At 71.5% G+C, this 20,830-nt stretch carries 18 protein-coding genes; 7 read left to right on the top strand and 11 right to left on the bottom strand.

The features are described from left to right. Window positions 1-39: 39 nt before the first annotated feature. On the bottom strand, window positions 40-195 hold the full coding sequence (locus ACZOOI_RS44235) for a hypothetical protein (RefSeq protein ID WP_465282472.1): 156 nt from the start codon (window positions 193-195) through the stop codon (window positions 40-42). A 339-nt stretch (window positions 196-534) separates the two neighbouring features. Next, window positions 535-804 carry a hypothetical protein gene (locus ACZOOI_RS44230; protein ID WP_465282471.1) on the bottom strand — a complete coding sequence of 90 codons (270 nt, stop codon included), beginning with the start codon at window positions 802-804 and terminating at the stop codon, window positions 535-537. Between the two features lie 70 nt (window positions 805-874). On the opposite strand from ACZOOI_RS44230, the gene ACZOOI_RS44225 reads away from it, so the two are divergent. Together ACZOOI_RS44225 and ACZOOI_RS44220 are read left to right on the top strand one after the other, a co-directional pair. Then, window positions 875-1,075, top strand: a complete 201-nt coding sequence (locus ACZOOI_RS44225) for a hypothetical protein (RefSeq protein ID WP_465282470.1) — start codon at window positions 875-877, stop codon at window positions 1,073-1,075. A gap of 982 nt (window positions 1,076-2,057) precedes the next feature. Next, window positions 2,058-3,887 (top strand): hypothetical protein, encoded by a 1,830-nt coding sequence (locus ACZOOI_RS44220; protein WP_465282469.1) that lies wholly within the window; start codon window positions 2,058-2,060, stop codon window positions 3,885-3,887. 556 nt (window positions 3,888-4,443) lie between these two features. Here the strand turns inward: ACZOOI_RS44220 and ACZOOI_RS44215 are convergent. Beyond that, the gene (locus tag ACZOOI_RS44215; protein WP_465282468.1) at window positions 4,444-5,013 is read right to left on the bottom strand and encodes an SMI1/KNR4 family protein; all 570 of its coding nucleotides are present in this window, start codon (window positions 5,011-5,013) and stop codon (window positions 4,444-4,446) included. A 52-nt stretch (window positions 5,014-5,065) separates the two neighbouring features. Continuing rightward, on the bottom strand, window positions 5,066-5,644 hold the full coding sequence (locus ACZOOI_RS44210; protein WP_465282467.1) for a TetR/AcrR family transcriptional regulator: 579 nt from the start codon (window positions 5,642-5,644) through the stop codon (window positions 5,066-5,068). Window positions 5,645-5,784: 140 nt separating this feature from the next. Here ACZOOI_RS44210 and ACZOOI_RS44205 point away from each other — a divergent pair, with 140 nt between their 5' ends. The 5 genes from ACZOOI_RS44205 (at window position 5,785) to ACZOOI_RS44185 (ending at window position 10,083) form a co-directional block, all read left to right on the top strand. Next, window positions 5,785-6,627 carry an SDR family NAD(P)-dependent oxidoreductase gene (locus ACZOOI_RS44205; protein WP_465282466.1) on the top strand — a complete coding sequence of 281 codons (843 nt, stop codon included), beginning with the start codon at window positions 5,785-5,787 and terminating at the stop codon, window positions 6,625-6,627. Continuing rightward, entirely contained in the window at window positions 6,624-7,610 is a 987-nt protein-coding gene (locus ACZOOI_RS44200) for a DMT family transporter (RefSeq protein WP_465282465.1), read from the top strand. The genes ACZOOI_RS44205 and ACZOOI_RS44200 overlap by 4 nt, the downstream gene beginning before the upstream one ends. Before the next feature lie 595 nt (window positions 7,611-8,205). Then, complete coding sequence (locus tag ACZOOI_RS44195) at window positions 8,206-8,790, top strand: hypothetical protein (protein ID WP_465284170.1); 585 nt, start codon at window positions 8,206-8,208, stop codon at window positions 8,788-8,790. Continuing rightward, window positions 8,787-9,440, top strand: a complete 654-nt coding sequence (locus tag ACZOOI_RS44190) for an OmpA family protein (protein WP_465282464.1) — start codon at window positions 8,787-8,789, stop codon at window positions 9,438-9,440. Before ACZOOI_RS44195 ends, ACZOOI_RS44190 begins: the two co-directional genes overlap by 4 nt. A gap of 448 nt (window positions 9,441-9,888) precedes the next feature. Then, complete coding sequence (locus tag ACZOOI_RS44185; RefSeq protein WP_465282463.1) at window positions 9,889-10,083, top strand: hypothetical protein; 195 nt, start codon at window positions 9,889-9,891, stop codon at window positions 10,081-10,083. A gap of 556 nt (window positions 10,084-10,639) precedes the next feature. Here the strand turns inward: ACZOOI_RS44185 and ACZOOI_RS44180 are convergent. From ACZOOI_RS44180 to ACZOOI_RS44150, 7 genes are all read right to left on the bottom strand, one after another. After that, window positions 10,640-11,791 (bottom strand): methyltransferase domain-containing protein, encoded by a 1,152-nt coding sequence (locus ACZOOI_RS44180; RefSeq protein ID WP_465282462.1) that lies wholly within the window; start codon window positions 11,789-11,791, stop codon window positions 10,640-10,642. A gap of 133 nt (window positions 11,792-11,924) precedes the next feature. Continuing rightward, entirely contained in the window at window positions 11,925-12,440 is a 516-nt protein-coding gene (locus tag ACZOOI_RS44175) for a hypothetical protein (RefSeq protein WP_465282461.1), read from the bottom strand. 322 nt (window positions 12,441-12,762) lie between these two features. Then, the gene (locus tag ACZOOI_RS44170; RefSeq protein ID WP_465282460.1) at window positions 12,763-13,824 is read right to left on the bottom strand and encodes an alpha/beta fold hydrolase; all 1,062 of its coding nucleotides are present in this window, start codon (window positions 13,822-13,824) and stop codon (window positions 12,763-12,765) included. Between the two features lie 10 nt (window positions 13,825-13,834). Beyond that, the gene (locus ACZOOI_RS44165) at window positions 13,835-15,097 is read right to left on the bottom strand and encodes an esterase/lipase family protein (protein ID WP_465282459.1); all 1,263 of its coding nucleotides are present in this window, start codon (window positions 15,095-15,097) and stop codon (window positions 13,835-13,837) included. A gap of 1,093 nt (window positions 15,098-16,190) precedes the next feature. Then, complete coding sequence (locus ACZOOI_RS44160) at window positions 16,191-18,143, bottom strand: helix-turn-helix domain-containing protein (protein ID WP_465282458.1); 1,953 nt, start codon at window positions 18,141-18,143, stop codon at window positions 16,191-16,193. A 347-nt stretch (window positions 18,144-18,490) separates the two neighbouring features. Next, a complete protein-coding gene (locus ACZOOI_RS44155; RefSeq protein ID WP_465282457.1) occupies window positions 18,491-19,285 on the bottom strand; it encodes a 3-hydroxybutyrate dehydrogenase in 795 nt (264 codons plus the stop codon). 187 nt (window positions 19,286-19,472) lie between these two features. Then, a complete protein-coding gene (locus ACZOOI_RS44150) occupies window positions 19,473-20,792 on the bottom strand; it encodes a tannase/feruloyl esterase family alpha/beta hydrolase (RefSeq protein WP_465282456.1) in 1,320 nt (439 codons plus the stop codon). Window positions 20,793-20,830 lie beyond the last annotated feature (38 nt).

Below are 20,830 nucleotides of genomic sequence, written 5' to 3'. Positions count from 1 at the left end.
GGAGCGTCCGTTCGCCGTTGTGTGCCGCGGCCCCTCGGGTCAGCGTCTGCGGTTTTTGAGAACGCGCGGAATCACGACGATCGCGACGATCACCCACAGGGCGACGAACGCGTACGGGAACCAACTCGGCCCGTCCGGACGATGGTTGGCCAACAACGCCCCATGCTCCGTGATCGCTGCCACCTCAAGGCCCATGATCGTCCCCTTTCGTGACGGCCGTCGTCGGCCGACCGCCCGAGTCGGCACCGACAGGGTTGTTCCCGTCGACGCGGACGGCGTCTACCCCGGCCCCACGCCCCCAGTCGTCGCGGCCGGCGAGTCGGGCGGCGAGACGGCGGTTGCCCCGACAAGCAGACCCGGCACTCTCGGGCGACCCCGACCCTGCGAACTGGTCGATCGACCCCTGTCAACACGGTCGCGCCGTCCGGCACGGACGGTGTCGCCGGCGACCACCCGGGCCGGGGCGTCGGCGAGTTCGTCGAGCCTGGACAGCCCGTTGTGGGGCAGAATCACCGGCTCGGTGAACATGATCAGCTAGTGGCCGGAGCGCGGGCCTTTGAACCGGCCGGTGTCGGGATCGATGCTCGCGGTGTGGACGTACATCTTGCCTTCGGGGCCGTAGAGCAGGAATACGTCGTCTCTTGGGGCGCCGATGGCCATCGCCGCGGTGGAACGCACCTCTTGGCGGGCGGTGTCGCGAACGGTCACGGGCGGGGACCGGTGTTCGCCGTTGTAGGTGGTCACCTCGACGATGTCCGCCTCGTCCCGATAGGCCGCGCACAGCTTGTTTCCGTGCGCGAACATGCTCGGGCGTGTGGCGGACGAGGCCGGTTGCGGTCCGAGGCCCCGGGCCGGGGGGTTCGGTCGCGGTGGTGTGGCCACGGGCGCCGTCCTGTCCTACCTCTTCGCCGTGACCTGTATGCAGGCCACGTTCGGCGGGGAGCACATCGACGCGTGGTCGGAGGAGACCGTGGGTGGCGGCGTCGGCGAGTCCGCGGCTGGTGGCCGCTCGGTGGAGGAGCTCTCGTCGAGCGCACGTGTCGCCGTCCAGGCGGCCGCGACGACGACAACGTAAACCAGGATGTGTTTCCGGTACCGACGCATGACTCCCCCGTGGACTCGGACCGGCAACAGCGTAACCGCCGCTCCCGACAACCGCGTTCGCCACCGCGCATCTCGTCCGCGCGCTTGTGGGCGACGGCTTCGTCGTTGGCTGGGTGCCCGCGAGACCACGGTAAAAGCGTTCGAGAACCACCTTGAACGGTTCGAGCGGCCCACCCACGAGGCGGGATGGTTGTACCCGGCGAGGCTTCCCGCAGGGTGGCCGGCGATCGGCTGCGCCGAACAACCGCGACGGCGAACACATCGTCCGGACGGGCCGGCGCAACCCCGTCAGGAAAGCGGTCGGCCTGCCGGAACTCCGGTTCTCCGCCCATCAGTACGAGACCGAGCTCCGGCGCGCCGGAGCCGACCTCGATGGGGAGTGGCCGGCGGAAACGGTCGCACGCCTGCTCGAGGCGGCACTGAGGGAACACGAGGACCGGCCGGCACGGTGGGACTGCGACCTGGACGCCATCCGGTCCGCGGGCACGGAACCCGATCGCGTCGACGTGACGTTTCCCCGCGGCGCGGCCGACACCGACCGCCGCCGGCTTCAGGGTTGGCCGGCATGTGGCCCTCCAAGGGTCAAGGGCCCGCCGTTTCGGCGGGCCGTACGCGGCGCGTACGCGTTCACGGCCAACCGGACCCACGCATGCTGCTCGTTCTTCTCCTTCTCCGTCACGATCGCCCACGACCGCGAGCCGGTGGCCCCTGAGGCGAAACACGAGGCGGGCACCACGTCCCACCCGGTCCTCGCGCTCACACTCGCTGCCTCGCCGTGTCCTACGCCGTCCTACCACAGGGCCGCCGGTCTCCCCTCGATCGAGCCCGATCCGCCCCCGAGCACCACACGGCGCTCCTGGCCAACTAGTCTTCGTGCGTCATCCTGATGCCTGAGCAGGCTCCGCATCCGTCGAGCGGTTCCGGAGCCCAGTTGTCCCTGTGAGGAACCTGTCATGAGCGAGCCGCGCGGGGGCGTCGGCCGGGATCATTTCGCTCGACTGCGCCGCCTGCGGTGGGGTCCACGCCCGCGTCGTTCGGTGTTCGGACGCGAGGGCGGCCGCATCGTGACGGCGGTCGTCGGCGCCGCCTCCGGCGAACGGCGCGGTGGTCGCCTGGGCCAGGCGTCCGGCGCGCGTCACGGCGGGGATCCCGAGCCCGCGAAGCCGTCCGGCGTCTCCCCGCCCCGGTGGCGGATATGTCATGTGGCGGTTGCGCTCGCACTACCCCTGTATGTGGGATGGGGCCTCCTGCTGGCCACCGGTGGCGGTGATCTCGCGGCTCAGTACTCCTGGGCGGAGTTCGCCGTGCGGCATCCGGGTACCCCGTACGGCCTGTTCTGGTTTGGCGGGATCGACGTCGGCAGCTACAGCGTCCTCTCGCCGCCGCTGATGGCGTTGGTCGGGGTCCGCACTCTCGCCGCCCTCAGTGGGTTGATCTCGACCTGGCTGTTGGCCGCGCTGTTGGTGCGCACCACCCGGAGAGTGCCGACGTGGCCGGCGCTGATAGGGGCGCTGGCGGTGTGGGCCAACGTCGTCTCGGGCCGCGCCACATTCGCTCTCGGTGTCGCAAGCGCGCTGGGCACCTTGCTGGTCCTCGTGGGGCGGCACACACCTGTGTGGCGGCTCGTCGCGGGGGTCGTGGGGACGGGGCTGACCGTGCTGTTCAGCCCCGTGGCCGGCCTGTTCCTTCTCGTGGCGGGCGCGGGGTTCCTGCTCGACCGGCAGTGGGCGAGAGGCCTGGCCCTGACCGTACCGACGGGTGTGGTCGGTGGGTTGGTGAGCGCGCTGTTCCCCTCCCATGGCCAACAGCCCATGGGAGCCGAGCGGATCATCCTGCCGGTCCTGGCCGGCGTCGTGGTGGCGTTGACGGCACCGCGCGACTGGCGCGAGCTGCGGGCCGGTGGCGCGGTCTACGCCGTCGGAGTGGTGCTGACCTGGCTGATTCCTTCGCCGGTGGGCACCAACGTCGAGCGCCTGGGCACGCTTCTCGGCGCGCCCGTGCTGCTGGCAATCTGGTTCGAGCGGAGACGGCGAGACCCGCAGCCCGGGAGGTTCTTGCTCCGAGTCGGTGGTGACGTGTCCTTCCGCACGCGCTTCTGTGCAGCGGGGCTGGCGATGTGCGTGATCTGGACGGCGGTGGTGACGGTCCGAGATGTGCAGGCGCACACGGAGGTGCCCGGCTGGTCGCGGCACACCGCCGGGGTCATCGCCGAGTTGGACCGGCTGGGCGCCTATCGCGGCCGTGTCGAAGTGGTCCCCACCGGCTCGCACCGCGAGGCCCGGGTGTTCGCCCGGTATTTCCAGACGGTGCGCGGCTGGAACCGCCAACTCGACATGGAGCGCGGCCGGTTGTTCTACTCCGAGGAGCTCGACGAGGCGAGCTATCGGGCGTGGCTGAACGATTGGGCGGTCGGCTACGTCATCCTGCCGCACGCCCCACCGGACGGCTACGCCAGGACCGAGGCCGCGTTGATCCGGTCCGGCCGTCTGGGCTCCTGGCTGGAGCCGGTCTGGAACGACGCCTATTGGACCATCTTCCGCGTCCGGGACGCAGTGCCATTGGCCACCGCCCCCGCCGAAGTGCTCCGTGCCGGCGACGCCGACATCGTGCTCAGGATGCCCCGCCCGGGAACGGTCACCGTGCGTGCCGCCTACTCGCATTGGCTCTACTCCGACGGCGCCTGCCTGCGCGCGAGCGGCCCCTGGATACAACTGACCGCTTCGCGCCCCGGGATCTACCGGATCACCTCCAGCTACTTCCCCCCGGATGGCTGCCGAACATGAGGCTCGCGGCCGGGAGGCACCGACGCCGTCCCACATCCCCGAGACCGCTCAGCCTTTGCCGGCATACGCGCACTCGACCTGCGCCACGCCGCACATCCACCCGTCGACGTCCTGGAGCGCGGCGACCCGGCCGACTCCGCCGTGGACCGCTACACCCGCACCTGCATACGGACGTTCGCCGACCACGACGTACCGGCGACGCTGATCGTGCGGCAGACGGCCGCGCAGTGGAAACGGCGCAGCGATGGGGGACGCGGGGTACGGAGTGGCGCGGGGACCGCCGAGGGCGTGGGTGGGGTCGTGGAGGGCGCGGTCGGGCCGGAAGACTCGGATGTGCCGGGCGGGGGCGGGGAGGTGTACGGGCTCGGCCTCACCGCTGGAATCACCTCACCCACGCCTGCACAGTCGCGGAAGTGAGCCAGAGCCTGCACGCCAACCGTGACGACGGGGAATGGATCCGCAGGTGGGGGTCGGACCCGAACGTCTTCGGCCGGGAACCGATCTTGAAATCGCTCCTTGTCGAGGTCTTCAAACCGGAATCTCGACCGACGAAGGGCTACAACCGCGCGGACGCCTCGGGCCACAGGGCCCTGTCGAAGCCTCCGCCCGCAACGTCCTCCTCATACCATCCCCGGCCCGCGAGCCAGGTCTCGAGCCACTCTGCGAGGCTTCCCGCATCCACGAACCACGCCCGGGACAGGTCCTGCCCGCTGATCGCGTTCGGCTCGAACAGGAGGACCGTTCCGTCCTCGCTCCGGCAGTCGACGCACGCGAACATGGCACAACCCCAGTCCAGGATGGGCAGGACGCCCTTGGGCCACGACCACCAGGTGTCCGCATCCGCAGTCGGAACCCGTCCCAGGTAGCCCTCGACCGCGGCCTCCTCACCATCCGGATCCGGGTCACCGGACAGCGGCAGCAGCGCGTCCATGGGGCCGAATCCGCCGTTGCCCACCTTCGAGTACAGCGCGGCAAGGAGGGGATGCAGGCGGAAGCCGAGCCTCTGCTCGGCCTCGTTCAGAGCCTCCGCAGAGACCGGGGGCCGCAGCCACTCGCTCTCGGCAGCCTTGGCTGCGACTCGTTCAACCAACTGCTCGAAGTTGTCCACGGCGACATACTCGCTCACTCGGGGCGGAATTCGGCGGGCTCGGCGAAGTCCTCGCCATCATCGGCTCGGCTCAGGTACGTGGGCCGGCGCCGCGGAGCAGGGTGTCGATGATGCGGGCGGCGAGAGCGTCGGGGTCGGCGCCGCCGTCCGCGTTGCCGTGCAAGGACTCCCCCAGGAGTGCGTAGTAGACCCGGCGCACCCAGTCGAGGTCGGCCGCCTCGTCGATGAGCCTCTCGTCTTGCGCCCTTTTCAGTACGGCGGTGCAGCGGCGGGCGATGTCCTGGTGGAGGACGGCGGCCTCGCTGTCCGGGTCGGCGGGCAGTTCCAGGGCGAATGCCCAGGCGCTCTTGACCTGGAGCACGTTGGCGGTGATCCGGTGCATCGCCACCAGGGGCGGCGCGGTGTCCGGTCGGCCGTCGTCCACCGCTTGGGCGAGTTGGTGCGCCGCGGATGAGGCCAGCGCCTCGATCAGCGCCTGCCGATTGGCGAACCGCCTGTGGATCGTCGTGCGGGCCACCCCGGCGGCCGCGGCGATCTGCTCCATGGAGGCGCCGGGTTCTTCGGCGAGGACCCGCTCGGCCGCTTCCAAAATCGCGCGCACGCTGCGCTCCGCGTCCGAGCGCAACGATCGCGCCGCAGTCCCACCCATCGCGCCTCCCAGTCAGAACAATTATCGAACACAACAATACAACACTGATGCAAGGGCATCCATATCTGCATCAACTCTGTTGCACTTTGGCGAGTTACTGCTACCTTCTCATCTCAGTTGCCAGCCTGAAGGAGAATCTCATGCACAGCACCGCCCTCATCACCGGAGCGTCGTCCGGCCTCGGCGCGGAATTCGCCGCGCAGCTCGCCGCCCGCGGAAACGACGTGATCCTGGTCGCGCGTTCCGAAGACCGTCTCGCCGCGCTCGCCGAGCGCCTGAACGCCGAGCACGGCGTGCGCACGCACGTGCTCGTCCAGGATCTCGCCGAGCCGGACGCGGCCCGCCGCATCGCGGTCGAGCTGGCCGCCCGCGGTCTCGGCGTCGACCTGTTGGTCAACAACGCCGGCTTCGGCACCTGCGGCCGCTTCGAGGAGATACCCGCATCCCGCGACCACGACCAGCTGATGGTCAATGTCGTCGCACTCGTCGACCTCACCCACGAGTTGCTGCCCGGGATGCTGCAACGCGGCCGCGGCGCGGTCGTCAACGTGGCCTCCAACGCCGGGTTCCAGCCGGCGCCGTACTTCGCCGTCTACGGCGCGGCCAAGGCGTTCGTCCTCAACTTCGGCCTCGCCCTGCGACAGGAGTACCGTCGGCGCGGCATCCGCGTGCTCACCCTGTGCCCGGGCCCGGTCGAGACCGCCTTCTTCGACACCATCGGCACCCGCCGGGCGGCCGTCACCGGCTCGATGACCACCCCGGAGCCCGTCGTACGCGCCGCCCTGCGCGCGCTGGAGCGCGACCGCGGCTATGTCGCCCCCGGACTCGGCAACGCCCTCACCGCGCACCTGACACCCCGCCGCCCCCGAACCCTGGTCGCCGCCATCGCCGAACGCATCACCCGCAAGGTCCTGGCCTCCCCGGACCACGCCCCGGCAGCCGCCTCCACGTCGCCGGAACACGCCGCGGAGCACGCCGCATGAGAACCACCGCCGCCTCCGTCGGCGCGGCCTCGGCGATGCTGCTCGTCGGTACGTCGACCGCGGTCTCCGCCACCATCGCCGACTACCCGGTCTTCGCCGGACAGGCACTGCGCTACGCGCTTGCCGCAGCGATCCTGCTCGCCGTCGCACAACACCGGCGCCTGCCCCCTGTCCGCCTGACCCCGCGTGACATCCTGCTCCTCATCGCGTTGGCCGCCACCGGTCTGGCCGGGTTCAACCTCTTCCTGGTCGAAGCCACCCGGCACGCCGGCCCCGCCATGATCGGCAGCGTGATCGGAACCGTCCCCCTCGTCCTGGCACTCGTCGGACCCTTGGCACAACGCCGACGCCCCGCCCCCCGCATCGTCGGCGCCGCGCTCGTCGTGGCACTGGGCGCAGCAGTCGCCGCCGGCCTCGGCTCGGGCAGCCCGACGGGTCTGCTCCTGGCGCTGGGCGCGCTCGCCGGCGAGGTGGCCTTCTCCCTGCTCGCCATCCCGCTCCTGCCCAAACTCGGCCCCCTGAGGGTCGCCGCCTATCCCGCCGCTCTGTCGGTGCCCATGCTCCTGGCCGCGAGTCTCGCGGTGGACGGTACCGACTCCCTACGGCTCCCCACCCCCAGCGAAGCAGCCGCCTTCGGCTACCTCGGCGCGATCGTCACCGCGCTCGCCTTCTTCCTCTGGTACGACGCGCTGCGCCGCCTCGGCGCCGACCACGCGGGCCTCTTCGCCGGCCTGGTGCCGGTGGGCGCACTGCTCACCACCCTCGCCCTCGGCCTCGGCCGGCCGGGCCCCGCCGACACCGCCGGCGCCCTGATCGTCGCGGCAGGCGTCGCCCTCGGCCTGCGACGACCCGCCACGAAAACACCCCAACACACCATCTCCAAAGGGGCGTTCCCGAGCCCATCCGGACGCCCCACCCAAGTCCGCTCGTCGGGTGCGGCACCCGGGCGACTCAGGCGGACGTGGTGCGCCAACAGTAGGTGACGCCTACGACGATGCGCCGAGATCCCTGGCTGGGCAGCGCCACCGGATCGGAGCGCCCGTTCGGGAGCGCCCTCCAGCCCGCCCGTGCCCGGCGCACCACGCCTGCGGGACCGCTGCGACGAACTGGCCCGGCGCCGCTGACGCGAGCTGCTTCCGCCCGCTACTTGTCACATCGGCGGCGCGGGTAGTCCTCCGGCGACCACGGAGCCGTTTTTGACGCCGAAACGGCGTCGCACGAGAGGTGCCGAGCCGACTACCGGGTACTTGGGTACGTCACCGCGCGCCCCGGTCGTCATGCGTGCGACGTTCGTGTCAAGGCGGGACGGCCGGGCCGGCGCATCCTGTAGGACCGGTGCCGGCGCGTCCGACTCCACCTGGGGGTCCCTCGATGCCGACGATGAGGGTCCCTCACTCCGTTCACCGTCTCGAAGTCGATCTACTGTCTTGCCCGGCACCGCTTCGCGGAAATCGATCATGCGACGGATGACTGCCCTGCGGACCGACGATCGCGTCATGCGTCGGGCGATCGGCGAGACGGGGCACTCGACGAGTAAGGATGAAATCCATGAAGGCAGGACCCTCCCGTCCTCGAAGAATGACGGTGGCGGTTGTGGTGACGGCCGTCGCGTCGGCTCTCGTCGTCACGGGGTGCAGCGGCGACAGCGATTCGGGCGCGAGCAAGGGCGCGGATTCACCGCTCAGCCGGTCGGCTGCAGCGGGCAGCGCTCCGGCGGACAACGCTCCGGCGGGTACCGCCGCAGGGAAGCCGGTCGACCCGAACGCCGAGCTCGCCGAACTGAGGGGCGCCGGAGGGGCTGTGTTGGTCGTCAAACAGGTGCTGCGGGACTCCGGCGGGTTCGTCACGGTCCAGGGCATGCTCACCAACAACGGCCCCATTGCCCTGAACCCCGCCGCGTGGTCCGGCACCGAGACCGTCATCCAGAACCGAAATCTCAACTCGGTGGGCGGAGCGACCCTGGTCGACAAAGCCGGCAGGAAGCGCTACTACATCCTGCGTGATACCGACGGACAGTGCTTGTGCACCAACAAGCTCACCGCACTGACGCCGGGGGAATCGATCCCCGTCTTCATGCAGTTCCCGGCACCTCCGGCCGGAACGACCGAGGTCGACTTCACGCTGCCGAACTTCGCCACCGCCTCGCTGAGGATCTCCGGATGAGGATGTCGATGACTCGCCTGCGGATTCCGCGTGGTACCTCGTTCATTGCGGGCCGTACTACCGCCGGCGTTGCGCTCGTGGCCGGCACGTCACTCCTCGGCGCCGGCATCGCCGTCGCCGTCGATGTCCCGGCCCCGCCGCCGGGTACGACGATATCGACCGTGCCGCCCGTCCGGATCGACGCGGCCGACCCCGATCTGAAACTGAGCGCAGGAGCCACCCTTGCACCCGGCCGAGTCCTTGACATCGGTCGGATCGTCGAGGACGAAGGCGGTGAAGAGCGTCGCCAGGAGACCAACACCGATGTCCGGGTCGCGCTTCAAGCCGAGGTACTGTTCGGCAAGGACAGTGCCGTGCTGGGCGACACGGCCAAGACGCGAATCGCTGCCCTGGCCGAAGAGATCAGGAAGTCGAATCCCGCCAAGGTGACCGTACTCGGCTACACCGACAACCTCGGCTCGTCCGCGCACGGAGACGTGCTGTCGCGACAGCGCGCCGACGCGGTGCACACGGTCTTGGTCGGGATCCTGGGCTCAGCCGTGTCCTTCGATGTCCGCGGATTGGGTGAAAAGGATCCGGTTGCCGACAACGGCACCGAGGAAGGCCGGAAGAAGAATCGCCGCGTGGAAATCGTCCACCCGCGCGCATGACAACCCAGCCTGTCGGCCCGCCCGCCGAGCAGCGCCACGCAGACCTGGTTCGGCCCCTCGTACGCGCGCGGGGCAGAACCCGCACGGCGTCGACGACCGTGCGCTCGACCCGGTCGCGTGCGCCCTGCCTCCACTGCGTCGACCTCCTGCGCCGCCTGCACACCGCCCTCGACGCACACCGACACCGGCCACCGACGTCGAAAACGTCCGCACCGCCCTCGAACGGGCAATTCCCGCGTAGAAGAAGGTTGTTGGCCGGTGCGTACGCTGCGTCGACACCCGGCGACGATCACCGTGGTCTCGAAGATCGCACGAGGTGAAGCAACGGTGACCATCGTGCGTCGCTGACGCGCTTCGGATTCCCGGTGCCCCTCCCGAGTTCGCTGCGCGACTCTGGGCACACCACTCCCCCACGCCCCTACCGAAGTCCGACGATGGAGACGACACCGTGAACCGCCGCCGACTCTTGCGCGGTGCGCTCGCCACCGGCCTCACCGCAACCGCGCTCGGCGCCCTGACCGAGCCGGAACTGGCCCTCGCCGCCGATGCCGCGCCAGCCGAATTGTCCGATCCGGACGTGGCCACCGAGACGTACGGCTACGGCTACCGCGGCCAGGCCCTGCGCCGGCATCGTGCCCCGTGACGGCTGCGGACCACCCTCGACGACCGTGTGCCGGTCGTCCGCATGAGTGAGGAGGAGAACGGCGCCGGCGGCGGAGCCATGCACCCGATGTAGGCGCGCGGCATCCGGGCGGGGGCGAGTGCGCCCGGGCGGGGGCGAGTGCGCCGTGCGGAGGCGGTCGCGCGGTGCCGACCGTGCCGCACCGGTCGGCGTCCAGCGCGGCGGGAGCATTCGTGGGTGCGGCCGGGGTCGGCCCGTCATCGGTCGACGCGGGGGGTCGGCCGGTGGGGGCGTGGACTCGCCGCCGCGGCCGTGGCGCGGCACCGTGAGGGAGAGTTGTTCGTGCCGCGTACGCGTCGGAATCGTCGAACACGGCGGCGTGGCACATCGGATGGTGGCCGTCACCGCGTAGTGCAGCCGGGCCTGCGGGGGGGGCGGGGCGTCGGTGAGCAGCGTCGCGTGGTGGGGGTGGACGGTTGCGTTTCGGCGATCGACGGCCGTGGCAGCGCCGAAGGGGACGGTACGGCGCGGCCCGGGCCGCTCGTCACGGCCGTGTGGGCCGTGGCTCGTTGCGGGATCAACTCCCGATCGGTGCCGGGTCCCGGATCGGCCATCGGCGTCCGGTGTCGGGATCGCCGGCCCACACGTACTGCTCGGTGGGCGTGACGGTCATGCCGTAGTCGTACAGCCGGATCCGCCCGTCGTCGGTCCATCGGTCCCAGGCTGCGAGGAGTTCGTCGGCGAGGCGTCGGGGTCCGCCTTCGCGGACGAGGACGTGGTCGTCGTCGCGCGTGGTGGTCAGGGTCGCCCAGGACGCGGCGCCGTCGTGCACACGCACCGTTGTGCCGTCCGGCCCGGGCGGGGTGACGGTGTAGCGGACGTCGGGCAGGGCCACGCGCAGCGCCCACAGCACGTTGTTCGTGCGCAGCGGGGCCGGGTCGCGGATGATCTCGTGTTCATGGTCGGCGGTGGGGTGGTGGGTGTGGATGTCGTCGAAGGTGGGTGTGGGGGTGATGTCGCGGGAGCTCATGAATTGGGCGAGGCCCTGGCACCAGCCGGTGGCGGTGGTGCCGGTGGCGTCGAGGGTGAGGGCGAAGTGGCCGAGTCGGCCCCAGGGGAAGACGAGGTCGCCGCCGGGTTCGAGTTGTTCGATCCACGCGTTCGGGACGGGGTCGACGGCGTAGGTGGCGATGATCCGCTGGTAGGGGGCGTTGTCGGGCCATCCCTTGGCGCCGTCGCCGACGCGCACGTCCACCTCGACTCCCGCGGCGGCCAGGGTGGTTGCGGCGCGGTCGGCGAGCGCGGGGTCGACCTCGACGCTGGTGACCGAGCCGGTGGGGCCGACGTGGTGGGCGATCAGGGCGGCGTTCCAGCCGGTGCCGGTGCCCAGTTCCAGGACGCGGTGTCCCGGGCCGAGGTCGAGGGAGTCGATCATGTCGGCCACCACCGACGTGCAGGACAGGCTCGAGGCGGGGCGGCCGTCGGTGACCTCGGTGATCGCCGCGTCGTAGGGCCCGGCGTACACCAGACGCGCCCACCGTTCCGGGTCGGTGGTGCGGTCCACGGGGACGTACGCGTGGCCGTCCCAGTCCCACAGGCGGTCCGGGGCGAAGACGTGCCGGGGCAGGGCCTCGAACGCCTCGGCCAGCCACGGGGCGTCCGCGGGCCACGCACCGTGGGCGTCCATCGCCTCCGCCGACGCCCGCCGATGTGCGGCAAGTTCGGTCACGGCTTCGGTTTCTTGTACTTGCCGTCCGGGTCCGGCTCCGGCGGCAACTGACCATCGGAATTGTCCGGCGGGGCCTTGCCCTTCGACGGATCCGGACTCGGCCTACCGTGATCACCCATACCAACCTCCGACGTCACGCCCGGTCACTCTCGGGGGTCCATGATGACCCGCCCCGACCGAACCCGGGAACTCCCGACGCCGGCACGAAACCGCCGTCCGGGCAGGACGGTGGGACGATCGTGAAATGCGTGCCCGACCACCGCCGTGTCCAGGCCCTGGAGGCGCCCGTGATCGCCGCACCGGCCCACGCGGTGACCGACGCCCGCCCGCCCGAACGCGTCTGCGCCCAGGCGCCGTCGGTCCCGGACAACTGCTCGCGCAACCGCGCGGCACGCTCGTCCGCGGCGAAGTCGCGGGCGAGAATGTGGTTCACGCGCAGCGACTCGGCTCGGGGCGGGAGCATGCCCTCCGCGGACAGGCGCTCGGCGACGTCGTACCCCACCCACCCGATCACCAACGTCACCACCAGGGCCGCGATCGCCACCAGGTGCCGATGACGGACGACGAACATCGCGGATGGCGCGGTCCCCGAGGCGGGTTCGGGCGCCGACGCGGACTCGTCGGGCATCGAGGTCGTCTGCTGCGTCACGCGGGACGCCTCCACTCGTCGGGCGGGGCCACGCACGGCGCATGCCTTCAAAACCGTTCCTCGGTCGTATGCGAGCGCCCCTGCAGGGCCTCCGGCCCGAACCACCCGTTCGGCGCCCTCGAAGCGGCGGTGAGCCCGCACACCGAGCGGGCGCGCCCACCGCCGGGCCGCCGGTGCGCCGGTGCGCCGCCGCGGCCGGTCGGCTGTTCCTGCTCACTGCCCGGTCCGGCTCGCGGACGGCCTTTGAACTCTGCCCTGTTCGATTCCCGATCCGGGTACACACCACCCGGAGGCGTGAAACAGGCTCTTCAAGCCCGCGCAGTCACCCGGTCGGGGCTCCGGCGCCGGCCTCGCGCAGCACGCCGAGCAGTTCCGCCAGGAACTCCTTCGGGCGCTCGATGTGCACGCTGTGCCCAGCGCCCTCGATCACCGCCTCGCGGACCGGGCCGCCGGCTGCCGCGTAGCGGGCCAGGACGGCGCGGGTCTGGGCGAGCATGGGCTGGGCCGGGCAGCGGTCCTCGCCGGGCCAGCCGGGGACGGCGCCCAGCGCGCCCAGGTGGGCGAGGTCGAAGAGCGAGGTGTCGGAGACGATCACGTCGGCCGCGCCGCGCAGCCACAGCACCGGGGGTCGGGCCCCGGCGAGCTCCAGGTCGTCGATCCGAAAGTGCGTCGGTGCCAGGCAGTTGAGCACACCGCGGTCGCCCGGAGCGATACCCGGCCAGGTCTCGCTGGTGCGGGAGTCGCCGGGGTAGTGGTCGTCGCCGACCCGGGTGGAGAGCATCGAGGCGACATAGGCGTCGGCCGGCTCCACGGGCGCGTCGACGTAGCAGGCGGCGAAAACGGCGCGGGGTGAGAGCGGCGACTCTCCGCCGGTCTCGCCGGCCGCCAGCAGCCGGACGAACTCCGGGTTCGCCGAACCGCCGCCGGAGCCCGCGCCGTCCGGGCTGTTCAGCCGGCCGTCGACGCCGTGCGTGCCGCCGAAACCGTAGGGCGAGACCGGGTTGACCAGTGTCACCGAGCGCAACCGCTCGGCGTGGTCCCGCAGTTGCTGCAGGACCACGCCCCCGCCCAGGCTCCAGCCCACCAGGTGCACCCGGCCCAGGTCGAGCGCCTCGATCAGCGCGCTCAGATCGTCGCTGTAGTCGCGCAGGCCGCGGGTCGCGTCCACCGGCAGCGGGTCGGTGTCGCCGAAGCCGCGCAGGTCGAGCGCGATCGGCCGGTACCGCGCGGGCAGGTCGAGCATCGCCTGTTGCCAAAAGAGCGAGGAGGAGACGTTGCCGTGCACGAAGACCACCGGCTCGCCGAGGCGTCCTTCGATCTCGAGGCGGTTGACGGTGAGCCGGGAGGTCGCGATCCGGCCCGCGGTGATGGTGGGCAGCAGCATGTTTGATCCTTCAGTCCAGCCAGCCGGCGACCTGCGCCGCGACCGTGGTGTTCCAGCCGAGTTCGAGGTGGTTGGCACCGGCGACCAATGCGGTCCCGCCGACGGTACCGACTCCGGTGGTGTCCAAGGCACTGGAGACGAAGACCACGCCGTCGCTGGGTCCGCGGTTCTCGTTGAAGATGCCGAGGACGCTCGGTGTACCGCCGGCCAGCAGGAAGGTGCGGACCTGGGCGGGGATGCCGGCCTGGTGCAGCGGTGTGATCAACGAGCCCGCGGCGATGGCCGGTTGGATGCCGGTACCGTCGGTGTAGAAGCCCTGGCCGCCGTAGTAGGTGGTGTACCAGTCCTGTTGGCTCTGGTCGACTCCGTACGTACCGTCCCAGCGGGCCAGCATCTGTCGCTGCCCCGGGTAGTCGTCGTAGCCGCCGGTCGGGGTGAAAGCGTACTCGGGGTGGGCCTGGTAGGTGCCGTAGCAGGTCATGTGCAGGTGTGGAGAGGGCGCGTTGACCTTGCCGCCGCACTCCGGCCAGATGCTGAAATCGTGCGCCCAGCCGTGCGCGTAGGGGTAGTCGTAGCCGCCGTTGGGGCCGCCCAGGGTGACCAGTCGCCGGACGTCGCCGGCGTACGGCCGCCCCCAGGAGGGCTTGACCGAGGAGACGTACGCCCGCGAGGACATCTCACCCTTGCTCCACCCGACCACATCCACCTGGCCGACGCCCAGCCTCGCGCGGATCAACGCGACCGCGTCGCCCACCTCCTGCGCCTGCATCAGGTTGTCGCCCTGCTTGTGCGCGAAGCCGATGGCGAAGACCCGGTATCCCCGCGTGGAGAGGTACTGCATCAGCCCGGTGTTCGGGCAGGAGGCCCGCCCGCAGCCGTAGCCGCCCGACTCGCCCGGGTTGGCCCAGGCCCGGTCCGGGTTGTCGTTGGCGCCGTGCACCAGCAGCACCGGCACCTGGTGCGCGCCACTGTTCCAGCCGGGCGCGGAGTAGAGCAGGAAGCGTCCGGAATACGGCTGCTTCACCCCGCCGAAGAAGGTCAAGCGCTGACCGTCCTGGTCACCGCGACCGTCCGGCGGGTACTGCTCCTGGTGAAAGCCGGCGGTGGTGTCGAGATAACGCTCGACGTGGTCCCAGCCGTTGGCCGGCGTGTCGTACCTCGCCTCCATCGTGAGGTGGGCCGGTGCCGCGGCCGAGGCGGGCCGCGCTGCGGCAAGCCCGGTCATCAGCGCGAGCAACACCGCGAGGATCCAGCCGCCAGACTTCCGCACCATCGTCGACTCCTCCGCCCGGCGGGCCCGGAGCGGCCCGCCCCGACACGGTAGGCGGGACCGCCGGACCGGGCCCATGAGGACGGCCCACACGACGAGCGGCCAGAGGTGTGGGTCACACCCCTGGTGGCTCGTCGATCAAACGACGAACTGTCGGTGGCCGACCATGTCGACGACCTCGGGGCCGGTGATCGCACGTTCCCGCCCGCGCGCGGGTGGACGCCGGGTCGCGGAGGAACTGGCCGCCTCCGAGGGGAACTTCCCGCCCACGGGGATGGACGCCGGACGGGCGCCGCATGAAGTCCGCGGTGTAGCGGCGGTCGTGGGCGAAAGCCGACAGGTCGCCGCGTCAGTGCCGCCTTCCGCGGCAGGCTCACATCGAGACCGTGACCGACCCCGAGCACGCGGCCGTTCCGGTGGATCCCCACGGATCCGCCGGAACGGCCGCGTTCGTGGTCGACTCCTTCGTCACCCGCCGCCTTCACCGGGCCCTGCCCTGATATCAGGGACAGCCCCCATCGGCGAGCACGTAGTATCCGCCGCTCTGGTGCGCACGGCCGGCCGCGACGTGGGCATGGTTGCTCGCCGTGGTGTCGGTGACGCCGGACACCACCAGCCCGCCGGGGCGGGCAGTGCGGGTGCCCCGTCGCCGGTGCGGTCCAGATCCCGGAACTTCGCGGTCTGGAAGCTGGAGCAGACGGAGTCGAGGAAGAACGCGCCGGTGCCGCCGCATTGTTCCGCGGCGCCGCCGGGGTCGACGGCGAGGCCGTGCCCCATGCCGGGGATGGTGTAGAGCGCCACCGCGTTCCGGCCGCGACTCAGGGTGACCGGGATGCCGCAGACGCCGAAGCCCCGACGGCCGGCGTCGCGCCGTCGGGTATGTCCGCGACGGGGGCGGCGGCCTCCATCACCTTGTCCACCTCTCGCCCGTGATCCGTGGCATGACGACGGCACCACGCCGATGTGGTGCCGGTCGATACCACTTCGGTGGCGGCGCGGGGGGACGGGTCGAGGTGAGCCGACCGCATGTCTCGGGGTCCGGCTCGGTGCCCGGCTCCGAGGGCGTGGACGTCCGGTCGTCGGTTCCTGCCGAGGGTCAGGTGCTCGGTTTCGCCGGTGCGCGTTCGGTGAGTTGGTGCAGGCGCAGGGCGAGTTGCAGTTCGAGGGCTTGCTGCGGCTGGTTCCACTCCGGGCCCAGGAGGGCCTCGATGCGGTCCAGGCGTTGCACGACGGTGTTGACGTGGATGTGCAGCTCGTCCTTGGCCCGGGTCAGGCTGCCGCCGCACGCGAAGTAGGCCCGGAGCGTGCGCACGAGTTCGGTGCCGCGTCGCGTGTCGTACGCCAGCAATGGGCCCAACGCGTCACCGACGAACGCGTCGACGTCCTGCCGGTTGCCGAGCACGACGCCCAGGAAACCCAGCTCCGCGGCGCACGCGCCGTCGCCGGCGCGACCCAGTACCACCAGGGCACGCAGGCACCGGGCCGCCTCGGAGTGGGCCGCTGCGATGCCGCGCGCACCCGCGGCGGGACCGGCCGCGGCGACCGTGACCGGGGCTCCGGTCCGTACGCCGAGCCGGCTCGCGGCGCGCCGGGCCGCCTCACCCGGCGGTGTGCCGTCGTCCGGCAGGAGCAGCACCGTGGACCCGGCGTGCTGCGCGGTCACCCCGCTGCCCGCGAACAGGTACTGCCGGGCGCGGGCCGCGAGCCGTTCCTGACACGAGTTCGTGGTGTCGGCGACCAGGATCAGGTGGGGGCGGTCGAGATCGATTCCGGAACGCCGCGCCCGTGCCGACAAGGACGCGGGGTCGCGGTCGGGATCGGTCAGCAGGTCGGCCAGCAACTCGCCGCGGACCCGGTTCTCGGTCTCGGTGACCGAGCGGCGCAGCAGCAGCAGGAGCGCGGCCACGACGCCGGCCCGCTCGAAGACGTGCCGGTCGGCGTCGTCGAGATCGGCGCGGTGCAGCACCAGGCTGCCCAGGGCCTCGGGTCCGGCCAGGATGGCGCAGACCCACACGCCGTGCCGCGGCACCGCGCGGCCGAGCGCGTGGGACTTCTCCGCGGCCCGGACCAGGCCGGCGCGGTCGAGCGGCGCGGAGTCGGCGTCCGTCGCGGTGCCGGTCAGGTCCAGGCCGCCGGTGTCGTGGATGGCGACCGGCCCGCCGAGGAGTTCGGCGACGGCGGCGGCCACGTCCGGCAGGTCGCCGCCGCGCAACACCAGGTCGGTGAGTTTGTCGTGCGCCTCCTCGGCCCGCTGCACCGCGTTGGCGTGGGCCCGGATGACGGTGTTCGCCTCGGCCAATTCGGCGAGTGCCGCACGGGTGTCGGCCATGGCGCGCGCGGTGTCGATGGCGATGGCGGCATGGGTGGCCAGCGAGCTCATCAGCGCCACCTCGTCGCCGCCGAACGCACGCGGCGCCCGGTCGGCGGCCATCAGGACACCGACGACCTTGCCGCCGTCCCCGCGTGTGGAACCCAGGAGCAGGGGCACGCCGAGGATGGCGACCAGTCCCTCGTCGAACACCCCCGCGTCGACCTGGTCGACATGCCGAAAGCGCGTGTCCGTGCGGTAGTCCGGGGTCGCGTACGGCCGTGCGGTCTGCGCGACGAGGCCGCCGAGCCCGTCCCCGAGTCCCAGGCGCAGGCCCTGGAAGATCGGGGAGACCGATCCGTCGGTCACCCGCATGTACGTGTCGCCGGCCTCCTCGTCGGGCAGCGTCAGGTACGCGGTGTCGGTGCCCAGCAGCATCCGCGCCCGCCGGACGATCGACCGCAGCACCGAATCCAGGTCCCGCAGCGCCGCGAGGTCGCTCGCGGTGTCGAACAACGCGGTCAACTCCCGCTCCCGGCGCCGGTGTTCGCGCAGTGTGGCGCGGATACGCAGGGCCTTCGCCGTGGCCTCGTCGAGGTCCGCGAGGTCGTCGGGAGCGGCACCGGCCGCCCGGGCCTGCGCGGTCAGGGCTCGGAAGTCCTCGGCGGGCGCATCCGCGGAGAGGAGGTCGAGAAGGTCCCGGGTGAATCGTGTCGTCGGCCCGGGATGGTGCTCTGCCATGGTCGTCCGTCCATCCGCCGAGGTGGTGGCAGGGAAGGGATGCGTGCGCCACCGTAGACGCCCCCTGCGGAAGCAGGAAATGGTGCCACAGGACACAACCGGGCGTCGATACATGTGTGGGCACACCATGATTGCGTCCGGGCGAAGCGGCCCTCCCCGCCCGTGCGGTGGGTATCGCACGTGGTCGAAGGGGTCCACGCCGCCCGCACGCGGGGCGGCACGTCGCGCACGACGTGATACCGACAGCCGCGGCGCGTCCACCGGGCTGGGTTCGCGGCGTCTCCCGGCGTCGTGCCGCTCTCCGCACGGTCTCGAGATGTGCCGGCGGGGCGTGACCCCGGCGCGGGTCAGTGCGCGGTCCAGCCGCCGTCCAGCGCGAAGGAGGTCCCGGTGATGTGGCGGGCGTGCGGTCGGCACAGGAAGAGGGCCGCCTCGGCGACCTCCTCGGGTTCGATCAGTCGCTTGATCGCCGTGCGGTCCAGCAGGATGTCGCGGATCACTTCGTCGGCGTCGATCCCGTGCGCGGTGGCCTGGGCGGCGATCTGGCCCTCGATCAGCGGCGTGCGGACGTAGCCGGGGCAGACGCAGTTGCTGGTCACCCCGTGCGGAGCGCCTTCCAGGGCGGCGACCTTGCTGAGTCCCTCCAGGGCGTGCTTGGCGCTCACGTACGCCGACTTGAACGGGCTCGCCCGCAGGCCGTGCACCGAGGAGATGTTGACGATGCGCCCCCAGTCGTGCGCGTACATGTGCGGCAGGGTGCGGCGCATGATGCGAAAGGGCGCCTCCACCATCACCCTGTGGATGAGGGTGAACCGTTCGAGGGGGAATTCCTGGATCGGCGCCACGTGTTGCAGGCCGGCGTTGTTCACCACGATGTCGACCCGGGCCGGCAGGTCGTCCACGGCGTCCGGGTCGGCCAGGTCGGTTCCGTGTGCGGTGCCGCCGATCTCCTCGGCGACCGCCTTGGCGGCGTCGGCCGCGATGTCCACGACGTGTACGTGCGCGCCCGCGGCGGCGAACGCGAGGGCGCAGGCGCGGCCGATCCCGCTCGCCGCCCCGGTCACCAACGCGACGCGTCCGGCCAGGAATGGGGCGTCGAGGGGGGTGGGCGAGTGGTCGCCGCTGATCGCGCTGGTTTCCATGGCGATACCGTAGGAACCGCGTGCCCGCGGGCACATGGAGTCCATCACCATAGTTGCGGGGATCGCCGTGGGCCGCGGCCCCATGTCGGTCCGCGGACGCGGAGTCGTCGCCCGACGTCGACCGGCCGGGGTGCGGCAAGGAGCGGTCGACTCCCGGAGCCGAGGAGACGAACCTCGGCCGCAGGGGTCACCAGGTGCCGATGTCGCCGTCGTCCACGTCGTCGTTCCAGGCCACGGTGCGGTTCGCCGGCGGGTTCGCGCCGTGCTCGACCCAGTCTTCCAGGGCCTTGAACACGGTGCGGTACGCGGGCAGGAGAGGACGCAGCCGTTCGGGGAAGAGGTCGCAGAATCCGTCGACGTGATTACCACCCTCGATCCTGTACTGGCGGTGCAGCCGGCCGCGACCGGCGGAGGCGACGAGGTCGGCGTAGCGGTCGGAATGCAGGGCGACGGGCAGGAACGCGTCGAGGGTCCCGTGCAAGGAAAGCAGGGGCTTGCCGATCGCCCCGGTGAGCGCGACCCGGGCGACAGCCTCGTGGACGGCGGAGGGGCGGTTCGGGTAGTCGTAGTCGGCGTCGCTTCCGGGTTCGCCGGGACCCCCGAAGGGAACACCGGTGGGCGGTAGTCCCGGTCCGGGATAGTGCGGGTCGAAGACCGCCCGGTAGGTGCGTTGCGTGACATCCCAGTACGTCCGGTGGTGGATCCCCCACAGGAACTCCGAGCCGGCCGGAAGTCCCGCCTCGATCAGCCGTGCCCGGGCGTCCGGATCGCCGCTGTCCCGGTAGCGCGGATAGTGGGCGAGGACGGTCGGTAGATGGGTGAACAGGTTGGGTCCCTCGGCCGACCACAGTGGGCCCTCCCAGTCCACGCCGCCGTCGTAGAGGTCCGGGTGCCGCTCGAGTTGCACGCGGGTCAGGTAGCCGCCGTTGGAGATCCCGGTGACATAGGTGCGCAGCGGTTCCGTGCCGTAGTGCCGTCGCACCGCCAGGCGCGCGGCGACGGCGAGTTCGTACAGGCGGCGGGACCAGTCGACGAGCGCGTCGCCGGGGCGGTGACCCGCGGTGTGGAAGTCGGGGCCGGAGTTGCCCTTGTCGGTGGCCGCGTAGGCGTAGCCTGCGGCGAGCGCCCCGTCGGCGATGATGCGATCGGTGGCGTATTGCCGTCGGATTCCCGGAGCGGCGGTGACGACCAACTTGCCGTTCCAGTCGTCGGGGAGCCGCAGCACGAACTGCGCGTCGTGGTTCCAGCCGTGATGCGGGTTCAGCCGCGTCTCGGCGGGGAAGCAGCCGTCGATCTGCAGCCCCGGCACCGGCTCGGGCCGGGGAGTGCTGCGCGCGTGCAGGTGCTGCCAGTCCGCGAGGACGGTGTGTCCGGTGACGGCGGTTCCGAGTGTGGTCAAGTCCTCGAGCCGCACGGCCTGTTGGTGTTCGGCTCCCGGTACGCGCACCGTCCCGCCGGCTTCGATGCCCACGGCGCGCAATGCGCCGCGTGGTGTGGTGTCCGCCATCGCGGGGCTCCTCCGAGAGACTGGTGGTACGCCCGCAC

It is taken from the genome of Embleya sp. L77, from assembly GCF_055557415.1.
This window is presented reverse-complemented; position numbering and strand designations above follow the sequence as displayed.